Source organism: Caryophanon latum, assembly GCF_001700325.1.
Taxonomy (GTDB): Bacteria; Bacillota; Bacilli; order Bacillales_A; family Planococcaceae; genus Caryophanon; species Caryophanon latum.
Map to the genome: position 1 here is coordinate 20,429 of NZ_MATO01000061.1, position 14,735 is coordinate 35,163.

14 protein-coding genes, 1 riboswitch and 1 other annotated feature are annotated in these 14,735 nt (G+C 44.9%); of the genes, 6 read left to right on the forward strand and 8 right to left on the reverse strand.

Annotated elements, in window-relative coordinates:
* Positions 1–34: 34 nt before the first annotated feature.
* The 6 genes from trpA to A6K76_RS13735 are packed head-to-tail and all read right to left on the reverse strand — an operon-like array spanning position 35 to position 5,453.
* Positions 35–814 (reverse strand): tryptophan synthase subunit alpha, encoded by a 780-nt coding sequence (trpA, locus tag A6K76_RS13710; protein WP_066466073.1) that lies wholly within the window; start codon positions 812–814, stop codon positions 35–37.
* Positions 811–2,004 (reverse strand): tryptophan synthase subunit beta, encoded by a 1,194-nt coding sequence (trpB, locus tag A6K76_RS13715; RefSeq protein ID WP_066466075.1) that lies wholly within the window; start codon positions 2,002–2,004, stop codon positions 811–813. Before trpB ends, trpA begins: the two co-directional genes overlap by 4 nt.
* A complete protein-coding gene (locus A6K76_RS13720; protein ID WP_066466077.1) occupies positions 2,001–2,615 on the reverse strand; it encodes a phosphoribosylanthranilate isomerase in 615 nt (204 codons plus the stop codon). Before A6K76_RS13720 ends, trpB begins: the two co-directional genes overlap by 4 nt.
* Positions 2,612–3,397: an indole-3-glycerol phosphate synthase TrpC gene (gene trpC / locus A6K76_RS13725; protein WP_066466078.1), complete on the reverse strand. Its 786-nt coding sequence runs from the start codon at positions 3,395–3,397 to the stop codon at positions 2,612–2,614. Before trpC ends, A6K76_RS13720 begins: the two co-directional genes overlap by 4 nt.
* Positions 3,394–4,431, reverse strand: coding sequence for an anthranilate phosphoribosyltransferase (gene trpD / locus A6K76_RS13730; RefSeq protein WP_066466079.1), 1,038 nt, complete (start codon positions 4,429–4,431; stop codon positions 3,394–3,396). Before trpD ends, trpC begins: the two co-directional genes overlap by 4 nt.
* Positions 4,428–5,453: a chorismate-binding protein gene (locus A6K76_RS13735; RefSeq protein WP_066466080.1), complete on the reverse strand. Its 1,026-nt coding sequence runs from the start codon at positions 5,451–5,453 to the stop codon at positions 4,428–4,430. Before A6K76_RS13735 ends, trpD begins: the two co-directional genes overlap by 4 nt.
* A gap of 225 nt (positions 5,454–5,678) precedes the next feature.
* Positions 5,679–5,882: a binding site (T-box leader), on the reverse strand.
* A 393-nt stretch (positions 5,883–6,275) separates the two neighbouring features.
* On the opposite strand from A6K76_RS13735, the gene A6K76_RS13740 reads away from it, so the two are divergent.
* Positions 6,276–7,889 (forward strand): long-chain fatty acid--CoA ligase, encoded by a 1,614-nt coding sequence (locus A6K76_RS13740; protein WP_066466081.1) that lies wholly within the window; start codon positions 6,276–6,278, stop codon positions 7,887–7,889.
* Positions 7,890–8,290: 401 nt separating this feature from the next.
* Here the strand turns inward: A6K76_RS13740 and A6K76_RS13745 are convergent, their stop codons facing one another.
* Positions 8,291–8,779 (reverse strand): QueT transporter family protein, encoded by a 489-nt coding sequence (locus A6K76_RS13745; RefSeq protein WP_066466082.1) that lies wholly within the window; start codon positions 8,777–8,779, stop codon positions 8,291–8,293.
* A gap of 6 nt (positions 8,780–8,785) precedes the next feature.
* A riboswitch (PreQ1 riboswitch) is annotated at positions 8,786–8,830 on the reverse strand.
* Between the two features lie 185 nt (positions 8,831–9,015).
* Here A6K76_RS13745 and A6K76_RS13750 point away from each other — a divergent pair.
* The 3 genes from A6K76_RS13750 (at position 9,016) to A6K76_RS13760 (ending at position 11,927) form a co-directional block, all read left to right on the forward strand.
* Positions 9,016–10,005 (forward strand): ABC transporter substrate-binding protein, encoded by a 990-nt coding sequence (locus A6K76_RS13750; RefSeq protein WP_066466086.1) that lies wholly within the window; start codon positions 9,016–9,018, stop codon positions 10,003–10,005.
* A 121-nt stretch (positions 10,006–10,126) separates the two neighbouring features.
* Positions 10,127–11,140: an ABC transporter permease gene (locus tag A6K76_RS13755; RefSeq protein WP_066466087.1), complete on the forward strand. Its 1,014-nt coding sequence runs from the start codon at positions 10,127–10,129 to the stop codon at positions 11,138–11,140.
* Positions 11,133–11,927: an ABC transporter ATP-binding protein gene (locus A6K76_RS13760; RefSeq protein WP_066466088.1), complete on the forward strand. Its 795-nt coding sequence runs from the start codon at positions 11,133–11,135 to the stop codon at positions 11,925–11,927. Before A6K76_RS13755 ends, A6K76_RS13760 begins: the two co-directional genes overlap by 8 nt.
* Before the next feature lie 55 nt (positions 11,928–11,982).
* Here the strand turns inward: A6K76_RS13760 and ilvA are convergent, their stop codons facing one another.
* Positions 11,983–13,245, reverse strand: coding sequence for a threonine ammonia-lyase IlvA (ilvA, locus tag A6K76_RS13765; protein WP_066466089.1), 1,263 nt, complete (start codon positions 13,243–13,245; stop codon positions 11,983–11,985).
* 265 nt (positions 13,246–13,510) lie between these two features.
* Here ilvA and A6K76_RS13770 point away from each other — a divergent pair, with 265 nt between their 5' ends.
* Positions 13,511–14,107: a TerD family protein gene (locus tag A6K76_RS13770; protein WP_066466090.1), complete on the forward strand. Its 597-nt coding sequence runs from the start codon at positions 13,511–13,513 to the stop codon at positions 14,105–14,107.
* A 32-nt stretch (positions 14,108–14,139) separates the two neighbouring features.
* Entirely contained in the window at positions 14,140–14,721 is a 582-nt protein-coding gene (locus A6K76_RS13775) for a TerD family protein (RefSeq protein ID WP_066466091.1), read from the forward strand.
* Positions 14,722–14,735: the final 14 nt, after the last annotated feature.

The following is a 14,735-nucleotide window of genomic DNA, read 5'->3' on the forward strand; positions in this document are numbered from 1 at the left end:
ATTCAAAGCGATGGTGCTTTGAATAGGAGTTTTTTTATTGTTGAACGGTTTTCGTTGCCGCAACGAGTGCTTCAATTGATGCCCAGTCGTCACGCGTTAACGCATCGACAATTTTACTGCCGACGATCACACCGCTACTCATTGCACCGAGTGTTTGTACGTGCTCTGGTGTTGAAATACCGAAGCCTGCTAAAATTGGCGTCTTCGTGTAAGTCGCAAGCTGTTTGAAGTGCTGCTCTAGCTCGTCTTGGAACGCTTGGCGCGCACCTGTAATGCCGTTTACTGTTACCGCGTAAACGAAGCCTTCGCTCGCCGCTGTTAGTTTTGCAATACGTTCAGGTGAGCTTGTCAGTGATACGAGCTGAATTAAATCAACTTGTTCATTGCGAAGTGCGCCGTGAATGATGTCGCTTTCTTCTAGTGGCATGTCTGGAACGATAATACCTTCAATGCCGGCTGCTTTTGCATCTTTTGCGAACGCTTCTGCGCCGTACGCTAAAATCGGGTTTAAATACGTCATCGCAACGAGTGGCACTGTAATATCATCGCGGAATGACGCAAGCTCTGCAAGCACTGTGCGAAGTGTTACGCCGTGCTTTAATGCGCGGTAGCCAGCTTCTTCGATCGTTGGGCCGTCTGCAACTGGATCAGTAAACGGAATGCCGACTTCGATTGCTGTGACACCAATTTGTTGCAGACGTAAAATTGTCGGGCGAAGCGTTTGTAAGCCGCCATCACCAGCCATAATATACGGTACGAACGCCTTGTTGCCGGCTGCTTGTACGCTTTCGATTGCTGCTGTTAATGTGCTCATGATTGGCTTCCTCCTAATGCATCGATTAATGTGTGCACGTCTTTGTCGCCGCGACCTGATAAACAAACGACGATGATGTCATCTTCTTTATATTGTTTCGCAAGCTTCGATACGTATGCAATTGCATGCGCACTTTCTAACGCTGGCAAAATACCTTCTGTTTTACAAAGTAGCTTCACACCTTCAAGCGCTTCTGCGTCGGTAATATGTGGGTATTGCACGCGACCGATATCGGCTAAGTAGCAATGCTCTGGGCCGACGCCTGGGTAATCAAGCCCTGCTGAGATCGAATGTGCCTCTTGAATGAAGCCGTTGTCATCTTGCATTAAATACATAAGCGCTCCGTGTAATACGCCGATTTTACCATCGTGAATTGCGGCGGCGTGCTTGTTCGTATCAACACCGTGACCTGCTGCTTCGACACCGTACATCGCGACTTCTGCATCGTCGACGAACGGATAAAACATGCCGATTGCGTTACTGCCGCCACCGATACATGCAACGACCGCGTTCGGTAGGCGGTTTTCTTTTTCAAGCATTTGCGCCTTCGTTTCGTCACCGATAATGCGCTGGAAATCACGCACGATTAACGGGAACGGGTGTGGACCGAGCGCCGAGCCTAAAATGTAATGCGTATCGTCAATGTGCGTTACCCAGTAGCGCAGCGCTTCGTTTACGGCGTCCTTTAGCGTTGCTGAACCTTTTTCGACTGGCACAACTTTCGTACCGAGCAGCTCCATGCGGAATACGTTTAGCTGCTGACGGCGAACGTCCTCAGCACCCATGAACACGACGCACTCTAAGTTAAGTAGGGCACACGCAGTCGCTGTTGCAACACCGTGCTGACCTGCGCCTGTTTCAGCGACGATTTTCTTTTTGCCCATGCGCTTTGCCAGTAGTGCTTGACCGATTGCATTATTAATTTTATGCGCGCCTGTATGGTTTAAGTCTTCACGCTTTAAGTAAATTTTCGCCCCGCCAAGCTCCTTCGTTAACCCTTCTGCGTAATAAAGAGGTGTTGCGCGTCCAACGTATTCACGTAAGTAATAGGCTAATTCCTCTTGAAATGCGTCGTCGTTTTTTGCGACTTCGTATGCGTCCTCAAGCTCCTGTAATGCAGTCATTAATGTTTCAGGCACGAACTGTCCACCGAAGCGGCCGTAGTAGCCTTTTTTATCTGTAGCTGTCATTGTAATACTCCTTTTGCGGCCTGTAAAAAGGCACGAATTTTCCCCGAATCCTTTTGCTTCTCTGTTTCGACACCGCTTGAAACGTCCACGCCAAACGGTTGCACTTGTGTAATGGCATCGGCTACGTTGTCTGGATGCAGTCCACCTGCAACGATCACTTTGTCGTTTGGAATGCCTGCGTGCTGTAGTAGCGACCAATCAAACGTATGCCCGCTCCCACCGCGGAAGTCCGTTCCTGGTGCATCGAATAAATAGTAATTGACGTTATAGGCAGCGGCTGCTTTGACGTCGTCTGCTGTTTTAATTGAAAATGCTTTAATGGCAGGCAAGCCGACTTCATCGATAAACGATTGTGGCTCGTCGCCGTGATATTGAATGTAATCAAGCGGTACTGCTTTTGCTAGCTCATGAATGCGCTCGGCTGTTTCGTTCACAAACACGCCGACTTTTTTTACGTGCGGCGGAATGTGTGCAGCGAGTGAAGCAGCTTCTTCAAGCGTCACTTCACGGCTGCTTTTTGCAAATACAAAGCCGATGAAATCCGCGCCATTTTGTACTGCGACGTCGACGTGTTCCTTTGTGCGCAGCCCGCAAATTTTTACGTGCGTCATTGTGCTACTCCTAAAGGTACGCGTAATGCATGAATTGCCCCTTGCACCGAATCGCTTTTCATTAACGATTCGCCGACAAGTACAGCGCGCGCACCAGCTTTTGCAACACGCGCTGCATCCTCGCTCGTCCAAATGCCACTTTCGCTAATGAACACGCGCTCCTCATCGAACGGGAAGACTGCCGCAATTTCTTCCGTATGAGCTAAGTCGATTGAGAAGTCGTGTAAGTTACGGTTGTTGACGCCGATAATTTTTGCATTAATCGCAAGTGCACGTTGTAGCTCCTCAACGTTATGTGTTTCTACTAACACGTCTAGCGATAAGCTCGTTGCGTAGCGGTGAAGACGGTCTAGCTGCTCGTCGTTTAATGCCGCAACGATCAGTAATACGACCGATGCGCCAGCTGCTTTTGCGTAATCGATTTGCACTTCATCAATGACGAAATCTTTGCAAAGTAGTGGAATGTCGATGGCGTTTGCGACGTTTTTTAAATCTGCAAATGAACCTTTGAAATATTTTTCGTCCGTTAATACCGATACGCACGCAGCACCAGCTTGTTCGTATGCGCTCGCCTGTGCGACAGGGTTTGCCCCTTCAGCGATGAGCCCTTTAGATGGTGAGGCACGCTTCATTTCGGCGATTACTTGTACGTGTGTGCTGCTACGAAGCGTTTCAAACAATGATGGACGCTTTTTTTCGACTGCTACTTCTGTTGGCGCTTGTGCTTTTAATGTTACAAGCTCCACTTCTTTTTGCGCTAAAATTTCCGTTAAAATCGTCATGAACGAGCACCTTCTTTTTTAATTTTTTCACTAAATGCGATGACTGCTTGTAATTTGTCGTTTGCGCGCCCTGATAAAATGCTGTCGCGCGCCATTTCGACACCTTCTTTCACGCTTGCCGCATGTCCGTAAGCGAAGAAGCCGATGCCGCTATTAAGTAATACGGTATCGAAGTAAGGTGATTGTTTGCCATTTAATAAGTCGCGTAAAATTTGTGCGTTTTCTTGTGCGTCGCCACCGCGAATTGCTTCAAGCGGCGTTTCAGGTAAACCTGCATCCTCAGCGCGTAACGCAAACGGAATGAGGTCTCCGTTATCGACGAGCACGAACGTATTTTGCCCTTCTAATGACGCTTCATCCATGCCGCGTGTACCGGATACGACGACAGCGCGATCACGTCCGAGCATTTGTAATACTGACGCATATTCCATGACGAAGTTCGGGCGGTTAATGCCGACAAATTGCGTCTTCAGTGGCACTGGGTTTGTCAGTGGTCCGACTAAGTTGAAAATCGTTGGCTTGCCGATTGCACGGCGAATTTCGCCAAGGCGCTTTAATTTCGGGTGAACGCTCGGTGCATATAAAAATGCGATACCTTCTTGCTCAAGCAATGTGAGCGTTTCTTCAACAGTTGCGAACGTATGAATGCCGAGTGCCTCTAATACGTCTGAGCTTCCTGATTTTGACGAAATTTTACGGTTGCCGTGCTTCGCGATCGGAATGCCACCGCCAGCTAATACGAAAGCGCTCGTCGTACTAATGTTGAACGTATCAAGTCCGTCGCCACCTGTACCGCAGTTATCGATGTAAATGCCAGCTGGTGCGTCTACTTGTAGCGCGTACGATTTCATAACTGTTGCTAGTGCGGCGACTTCGTGTGCTGTTTCGCCTTTTTGCGATAGCGCCACTAAAAATGACGCAATGTCGTCTGCTGGTGTTTGTTCATTAAATAAAAGCTCCGCCGCAACGAGCATGTCGTTAAACAATAAATGCTCGCCTGCTAAAACGTTTTGTGTAAAGTGCTGTAATGTCATTTCGTTTCCTCCGTTCGCTTTGAAAACGTTGCGTCAAATGCATTTGTGAAATCGAGCTGTCCGTTAAAGCCGATGTAGCCAAGCGCGTTATGAACGTGTTGCTGCATCGTGCACGTCGTCAGCGCATCAATCGGGTGTAATACTGGTGAAAGCTCTGATTGCAGTACGCTGTGCAAGTGAATGGCATCAAAGCTATGCAGTGCGGCTGTATGCTTTAGTAGCTGGACAGAAGCGGCAGTGCTCACTTTTTTTAGCTGCTCTGTGCGCGCTTCAATTTCCATTGCGTGTAGCTTTGCAATTTCTTCGTTTTGGCGTAAATCTTGAATGAGCACGGCGTTTTCACGGTAGCTGTTCCCTTTTGCGATGCCACCTGTAATAATGTGCGTTTGGACGTGCTGCTGTTGCACGTTAATGAAGCTTTCAGGCGCTGTGCCAAAAACCGTTTCGTCGGCGAACTCGATGTAATATAAGTACGCAGACGGTTTTTCCTTGCGCAGCTGACGGTACGTTTCGAACTCATCACGATGCGGTAAGATGTCGCCGTTTGTTAAATCATTGACGATTTCTTCGATGTTTGGCGTAATCGTTTCAGCGTCGATGTTCGTATGAATGATCGTTACCTCGTCTGTCATATGATCAAAAATGATAACTGTCTCATAAATGTGGAAATGAACGATTGGCTGCTCCTCGTGCTGAATGAAGCCGATTGCACCGCCTGAAAACGGGAAGTGCGTCACATTTGAAATACGTGGCATTAAGCGTTTTAGCAAAATGTGCAAGTTGCCTTCGTGCGTATACGTGTTGTCTGTTGCGCGCACGTATTCCGTTAATCGTTCGCCGCGCCCTTTATACGTTTTGCGCGGGTTGCTGCCGATGAACGAGTAGCGTCCGCTATTTTCATGCTTGACTGAGCTTTCTAATAAAAATTTTTCGCTTCCTTTTAGGCGACGGAATAATAAAATCGGTGTTAACGAGTCGCCGTTAAATGTATGCATCGTCGTGCGTGAACTACGTTTTTCCATAAAAACTCCACTCCCTTGAAATAAAGGTTCTTTTTTGTGTTTCTTTGCTGTAACGATTGTTTAGCATGTAGTAGGTGAGAGCGCACGGCGAGACTCCTTCGGGAAAAGCTCGTGACTCATGACCAACATCGTGTTCGCCGCCGAGTCCCAGGAAAGCGAGCCGCATAGCGCGATCACTACATCATGACAAGAAAATAAAAAAAGCCCCTACATGCTTTTACACATGTAGAGGACGATTGTTACCGCGTTGCCACCTCAAATTAGAAGTACCGCTACTTCCATCTCAAGCTCCCTTGTAACGTAGGGAAGACGTCTGGTATTAACAGCTCTCATAAGTCCATTCGTATAAACGGTATACTAGTTTGCACCGACCACTAGCTCTCTATTAATACGTCGTTTACAGTACTCTTCTTATGTCATCAATTTCTCAGCTATACTCTGCTCAACTTTTCTCTACTCAAATCCGTTCGAAAAGTTATTTTTGATTGTAGAGGAAAATGTCGTAAATGTCAATATTTTCAGATAACTATTAATAGGTAGTAATGCAACATGACATGAGCGTGTAAAAAAATAATCGTGTCTCGCGATCGCTATGCATAATACGTCAAATACTGTTGTGAAAAGCACTATACACGTCTATATCATATTAACATGGACGAAAAAAAGAAAATGAACGATGTACTTCATTACACGATAACGATATATTTTATTATTTTTAAAAAAGAAAATTGCTTGATGTAGCAATATTTTGTATAATCGAGAAAGGATATTAACAAAATATTCAAATAAAGGGGAATTTACAAATCAGGGGAGGAATGCGTCATGATGGACACGCAACTAGTATTAACGTCTTTTTTAAAGCGTGCAGAAACGTACTTTGCGCATAAAAAAATTATTTCACGAACAAGTGACACAGTAACGCACGAGCTTACATATGGGGAGTGGGCAAAGCGTACACGTCGATTAGCGAGCGCATTAACGAAGCTCGGCATGACAAAGGGGACAAAAATTGGATCGTTCGCATGGAATCAGCATCGCCATTTGGAGGCATATTTCGCTGTGCCATGTACAGGCGCGATTTTACATATGGTAAACATTCGTTTATCGGAGGAACATTTAATTTACATCATTAATCATGCGCAAGATGAAGTGCTATTAATTGATGTTGATTTATTGCCGATTATCGAAGGCATTCAAGATCAGTTAACGACAGTGAAGCACTACATCGTTATGACAGATGATGAAACGCTTGAAACGACATTACCGAACGCGATGTCGTACGAGCAGCTATTAGCAGAAGCTGACGAAAGCTTCGAATTCCCGGAAGATTTAGATGAAAACTTACCAGCGGGCATGTGCTACACATCAGCGACGACAGGGAATCCTAAAGGCGTTGTGTACACGCACCGAGGTTTATACTTACATAGCTTAATGCAAGCGGCGACTGACTCGATGGGTATTTGCGAGCGTGATACAGTGTTACCAATCGTACCGATGTTCCACGTAAACGCATGGGGCTTACCGTTCACGAGTGTCAATGTTGGCGCAACACTCGTATTACCTGGACCACAATTTACGACCGGCTTAATTGTTGACTTAATCGAACAGCATCGCGTAACGGTAACAGCAGGCGTGCCGACAATTTGGCTCGGCGTGCAGCAAATTTTAGAAAAAGAAACGCGCGATATGTCGTCGTTACGTACAATTTTTGCGGGCGGCTCGGCATCGCCAAAAGGGCTTATTCGCACGTTTGAGAAGAAGTTTAACATTCCGTACACAATTGCTTACGGTATGACCGAGACGACGCCAATCGTATCACTCGGCACGAAGCAATCATGGATGGACGATTATTCTGAAGAAGAATTAGCAGACGCATTATCGACGCAAGGGATGACCGTAATGGGCGTTGAATCAAGCATCGTAAACGAGGACGGAGAAGTACCATGGGACGGTGAGACGATGGGAGAGCTACGTCTTCGCGGTCCGTGGATTTCACACGAGTACTACAACGACGAGCGCACGTTAGATGTGTACCGCGACGGCTGGTTATACACAGGCGACATCGCAGTGCGTACGAAAGACGGGCTCATTAAAATTACGGATCGCACGAAAGATTTAATTAAATCAGGCGGCGAATGGATTTCTTCTGTAGATATCGAAAACGCCCTCATGTCACATGAAGCAATTTTCGAAGCGGCAGTAATTGCGATTCCACACGTGCGCTGGCAGGAGCGACCACTTGCATGCGTCGTACTACACGAAGGTGCAGAAGTGACGAAGGAGGAAATTTTAGAATACTTATCGACGCAGTTTGCGAAATGGTGGATTCCAGATGATGTTGTATTTTTAAAGGAAATTCCGAAAACGTCTGTCGGTAAGTTTTTAAAGGCGAAGCTGCGTGAAGAATTAAACACGCTATACCCGATGCAGTTGTAAAATGACTAGGTTGTTGATTAGCCTTTTTATGGTTCATCACCGTAAGCTGGGGTTGACGTATAAAAGTTGCTTGAAACGAGAGGCGGACTCCAGCGGGAAAAGCGCGAGCCTCGAGACCCCGCAGTCGTGAGGCACGAACGACGAGGAGGCTTGAGCCGCGCCCGCGGAAAGCCTGCCTCGACGTGAAAAGCAACCCCAAGTTATGGTGAAGAGCCCTTTTTATACAATTAACGCTGAAAATAAATGCTACATGTTAATAGTAAGGAGCGTGCGCCGAGCCCGAGGGACGCGAGCCGCAACACGCTTCTGCTAATCAACAGATTGGATAAAATGATAAAGGAGCTGTTCGAAAAATACATTTCGCACAGCTCCTTTCCTATGTAAAGACCGCCTAACGCAGTCTATTTCATCATGTTTTCAAATGATAAACGTTTATTTAACGTATACATAATCGGCATACCAATGGCAAGGACGATAAACTCGCCAATTGCTAAGTACAGCCACGTTGCGAAAAATGGCAGCTCAAGGACGAGATTTAACTCATACGCAATAATAAACATCGTCGTCGTAAAGAGCAGCGAGTTCATGACAAGTCGAGCCCAAATATTTTTTACAAACTTAAAAATGATGAGCGCGATCACGAACGTAATAATCGTATGACCGACACCGAAAATTAAATCGGCAACACCTAAGCTAGAAAATAGCCAGTTCGAAATAAAGACGCCAATGACGACACCGATTCCGTATTTCGGGCTAAAGACGATTAAGTGATTAAACATTTCGGAAAAGCGCAGCTGCACCGCTCCGAACGATAGTGGCGCAAATATCATTGTTACCGCGATGTACAACGCTGCAATAATACCGCTCACTGCTAAAAATTTTGTGTTCATATTCATTTCTCCTTAGTTTTTTTGCGTGGGATGGTTACGAACCACGGTGTATTGACACACAAGGCTTTATTGTAAAGCTTCACACGTCTGACGTCAAATGAATAAAAGAAGAAGTCACTATGTATTTTAACTGTTGGAAATTTCAGAATGTTGTTGACTGATAGAAAATTCAGTATTAATATAAACGTTATCTTGAAACAATTCAGCACTTCAACGTAATAAAAGGGGGAAAATAAATGAAGAAAACAAAATGGACGCTCATGCTCATGTTACTAGCTGTTATAACAGTACTTGCAGCATGTGGCGGAGAGGACGAAGCAGCAGATGATTCGTCTTCAGATACAGGAGAAAAAACGTATAAAGTCGGCATTACACAATTAATGGAGCACCCGTCACTTGATGCGGCGAGCGAAGGGTTTAAAGCAGCATTAGAAGAAGCTGGTTTAAACGTAGAATACGATGCACAGCTTGCACAAGGCGATAACAGCTTAAACACAACGATTGCACAAAACTTAGTAAACAGCGACGTTGATTTAATTTTCGCAAACTCAACACCGTCTGCACAAGCGGCGTTAGCACAAACGACAGAAAAGCCAATCGTTTTCACATCGGTAACAGATGCAGTAGCAGCACAGCTCGTTCAATCGATGGAGCAACCAGGTGGTAACGTAACAGGTACGATTGATTTACATCCAGAAACGATCGACAAAACGTTAGCATTCGCACAAAAGTTACAATTAAAAACAATCGGTATGGTGTACAACGCGGGTGAGCCGAACTCTGTAGAGCAAGTGAAGCAAGTAAAAGAAAAAGCAGCGGCACTTGGCTTAGTCATTCAAGAAGCATCAGTATCAACGTCTGCGGAAGTAAAGCAAGCAGCCGAATCGTTAGTCGGTAAAGTAGATGGTTTCTACATCATTACAGATAACACTGTTGTATTAGCGTTAGAATCAGTAATCGAAGTAGCGAATACGAACAAATTACCACTTCTTGTAGGCGAGCTTGATTCAGTAGCGCGCGGCGGTTTAGCAGCGTACGGCTTTGAATATTACGACATCGGCTTTGAAGCAGGGCAAATGGCTGCAAAAATTTTAACAGGTGAAGCAGCACCAGCTGATTTACCAGTACAATATCCGCAAAACTTAAAACTATTAATCAATAAAGAAACAGCAGATACGTTAGGTTTAGACATTCAAGACTCTTGGGGCGCGGAGCTTTTACAATAAACGAAAGGGCAGTTCTGTGAAATATAGCAGAGCTGCCTTTCTTTATGTGAAGCAAAAAGCGTACGGCGAAATGAACGCATCGTCAGTTCAATATATTCATTCAAAATAGAGGAGGAACAATATGTTTACCGCAATTTTCGGTTCGGTCGAGCTCGGCATTATTTATGCGATTATGGCGCTCGGCGTATTTATTACATTTCGTATTTTAGACTTTCCAGATTTAACGGTAGATGGTAGCTTCGTAACAGGGGCAGCAGTTGCAGCGGCGATGATTACGCTCGGCTACAATCCACTGCTTGCGACATCTGTAGCGATCGTTGCCGGTTTTATTGCAGGGTGCTGTACAGGTTTACTGCATACGAAAGGAAAAATTAATGCGCTATTATCAGGGATTTTAATGATGATTGCGTTGTACTCGATTAACTTACGCATTATGGGGACGACGACAGAAGCGGCGACGCGTCCAAACATTCCACTATTAAATACAGAGTCGGTTTTCTCTTTATTTGGCTCATGGTGGACGACGCTGCCGATTGATGAAAGCGTTAAAAATATGTTAAGCAGCTTTGTGACAGGTGCGATTCCGTCAACGGTAGGTACGATTGTGTTAATGATCGTCATTACGCTATGTATTAAAGTAATTGTTGACTGGTTTTTAAAAACGGAGATGGGCTTAGCGATTCGTGCGACAGGCGACAACAAGCGCATGATTCGCAGCTTCTCGGCAAATACAGATAACTACATTATTTTAGGGTTAGGTTTATCAAATGCGCTTGTGGCGTTTTCAGGTGCGCTCGTTGCACAGTATTCAAAATCAGCAGATGTGAGCATGGGTGTCGGCATGATCGTCATCGGTTTAGCTTCTGTTATTATCGGTGAAGCAATTTTTGGTACGAAAACGATTGTGCGCACGACGCTAGCTGTTATTTTAGGTGCGATTATTTACCGCATCGTATTAGCGATTGCGCTGCGCATCGAATGGTTAGATGCAGCAGACTTAAAATTAATTACGGCAATCATCGTTATTTTAGCGCTCATTTTACCGCAAGTGCTTGCGAAAATGAAAGAGCGTAAACGTAAAGCAAAACGAAAAGAGCAATTTCGCAACAAAGTAAGGGGGAATCCAGGTGCTTAAATTAACGAACATTAATAAAGTATTCAATGAAGGCACACCAGACGAAAAGGTGGCGCTCGGTGATATTAATTTACATTTAGCACCAGGAGACTTCGTAACGATTATCGGCAGTAACGGCGCAGGGAAGTCCACGATGATGAATATGATTTCAGGTGCGCTTACACCAGACTTTGGCACAATTCACATTAATGGCAAAAATGTGACGGGTGATGCAGAATACAAGCGCGCACGTCATATCGGTCGCGTATTCCAAGATCCGATGGCGGGTACAGCACCGTCTATGACAATTGAGGAAAACTTAGCGATTGCATATAACCGTACGAAAACGCGCACGCTCGGCTTCGGTGTGAACAAAAAGAAAAAAGACATTTACCGTACAGCGCTTGAAATGCTGTCGCTCAATTTAGAAAATCGTTTAAACGCAAAAGTCGGCATGCTGTCAGGTGGTGAGCGTCAGGCGTTGTCGCTACTTATGGCGACGTTTACACAGCCGTCAATTTTACTATTAGATGAGCATACAGCGGCACTCGATCCGTCGCGTGCAGAGTTGATTACGAACATTACGAAGCAGCTTGTGGAAAAAGATTCGCTTACGACGCTCATGGTCACGCACAACATGCAGCAAGCGCTCGACCTCGGCAACCGTCTCATTATGATGGATAAAGGGCAAATTATTTTAGAAGTTGGTGAAGCGGAAAAGGCGAACTTAACGATTCCGGATTTAATGGCGGCGTTTGAGAAAATTCGCGGCGAGAAGATGAACAGCGACCGCGCGTTACTTGGATAAATAATATGAAAAAGGGTGTGTGAAAAGTTTCGACTTTTCACACACCCTTTAATCGTTATACGAGCAGCGCAAATAGCGTGCTATCGTTATTTACTTCTTTATATTCAAAGCCGTTTTCAGCCATGCGTTTTAGTAAGCCAGGGTAATCGTCTGGGTGCGATACTTCGATGCCGACAAGGGCTGGTCCGCTTTCTTTGTTGTTTTTCTTCGTATACTCAAACGTCGTAATGTCGTCGTTCGGTCCGAGTACAGACGTTAAAAACTGACGAAGTGCGCCTGAACGTTGTGGGAAGTTGACGATGAAGTAGTAAAGTAAGCCTTCATAAATAAGTGACTTTTCTTTAATTTCTTGCATGCGTCCGATGTCGTTGTTACCACCGCTAATAATGATGACAACCGTTTTACCTTTAATGTCATTTTTATAAAAATCAAGCGCTGCTACTGGTAATGCACCAGCTGGCTCTGCAACGATTGCGTGCTTGTTATACAGCTCTAAAATCGTCGTACATACTTTGCCCTCTGGAACGGTAATGACATCATCTAAATAGTGCTGGCACACATTGTACGTGTAATTGCCGACACGTTGTACTGCCGCACCGTCGACGAACTTTTCGATATGTGGTAACGTCACTGGCTCTTTATGCTCGAATGCAGCGCGCATACTTGCTGCACCAGCTGGCTCGACGCCGATTACTTTCGTTTGTGGCGACAAGCTTTTCACGTATGCGCCAACGCCTGACATTAAACCACCGCCGCCGATGCTGCCGAACACGTAATCCATCGGTGCTTCAATGTCGTTCATAAATTCAACAGCGACTGTACCTTGCCCAGCCATCACGTCGACATCATCGAACGGGTGAATGAAAATTTTGCCGTGCTCGTCGCAATAGCTTTGTGCTGCTGTTGATGATTCATCAAACGTATCGCCTGCTAAAACGATTTCGACAAATTCACGTCCGAACATGCGCACTTGTGTTACTTTTTGCTTCGGCGTCGTCTTTGGCATGAAAATCGTCGCTTGAATTTGTAGGTGAGCACAAGCGTACGCAACACCTTGTGCGTGGTTGCCGGCACTCGCACAAACGACACCTACTGGACGGGCATCTTTTTCGATTTTTTTAATTTTGTAATACGCACCGCGCAGCTTGAATGAGCGCACGTGCTGTAAATCTTCTCGCTTAAAGTAAATGTTCGCATCGTACAACTCTGATAAATAATCGTTACGTTGCAGCGGTGTGTGCGCTACGACATCTTTTAAAAAATGATGAGCGATGAGCACATTTTCCACTTGTAACATTTTTGGTTCTGCAACTTCCATTAGTCAATTCCTCCGCATAACTTAAAAATCGTGTTGCACTATTCTATCATATTTTCCACTGCCATGATGAAAATATTTTGTTAATTCTAAAAATTGTGTGAGCATGAAAGCGCTATAATTTTGTGGGGCGCAAATTGGCATTATTTTGCTTGAACTTTTATAATGAATAAAAGGAGTAATTTTTTTGAAAAATGAAACTTTTTTTGCGTGAAAGCGTAAGCAATAGTATAGCAACAAATTACACATGTAAGGGAGTTGTATATTCGTGGTAGTGAATTTGCAAAAAGGGCAACGCATCGATTTAACAAAAGGAAATGCGGGTCTTTCGCGCTTACAGGTCGGCTTAGGCTGGGATCCTGTTGAGCAAAAGAAAAGCGGTGGTTTGTTCGGTGGTGGCGGTGGCGCAAGTGTCGACTGTGACGCATCGGTAATCATGCTGCAAAACGATCGTTTAGTCAACCAGGAAGATGTTGTTTATTTCGGGCGCAAAGCAAGTATAGATGGCTCTGTGAAACATTCAGGAGATAATTTAACGGGTGAAGGTGCAGGGGATGATGAAACAATTTTCATCGACTTAAATGCTGTACCGACTCAATATAACAAATTAGTATTTGTCGTAAACATTTACGAGGCGAAAAAGCGCAATCAAGATTTCGGCATGATTCAAAATGCGTATATTCGCGTGTTAAATCCGGCGAATAATGAAGAGCTTTTACGTTACAACTTAACGGATAATTATGGCGGGCAAACAGCTCTTATTACAGGCGAAATTTATCGCAACGGTAATGAGTGGAAATTTGGCGCAATTGGAACAGGTACGACAGATGACGGCTTAAGTGGCGTAATCAATCGTTACCGTTAATACATGAACATATTTAAAGGAGGAAACATTACATGGTAGTTTCATTATCAAAAGGTCAAAAGGTAGATTTAACGAAAACAAATCCAGGCTTAACGAAGGTACATATCGGTTTAGGCTGGGACACGAATAAATATGATGGCGGGCAAGCTTTCGACTTAGATTCTTCAGTGTTTTTATTAGGTGAAGACGGCAAAGTAACAGGTCCAGCAGATTTCGTCTTTTATAACAACACAACAGGTGGTAACGGCTCAGTTGTGCATTCAGGCGACAACTTAACAGGCGATGGCTCTGGTGATGATGAAGCTGTAGTGATCGCGTTAAATGACGTACCGGCAAGCATTCAACGTATTACATTTACTGTAACGATTCATGATGCAGATGCACGCGGTCAAAACTTCGGTATGGTATCAAATGCATTTATTCGCGTTGTAAATGAAGGATCAGGAGAAGAAGTTATTCGTTACGACTTAGGTGAAGACTTCTCAATCGAAACGGCATTAGTTGTTGGTGAACTATATCGTCATAGCGGCGAGTGGAAATTTTCAGCGATCGGCTCAGGCTACCAAGGCGGCTTAGCAGCATTATGTAACGATTTCGGTTTACAAGTAGGTTAATAACAACAAGAAAA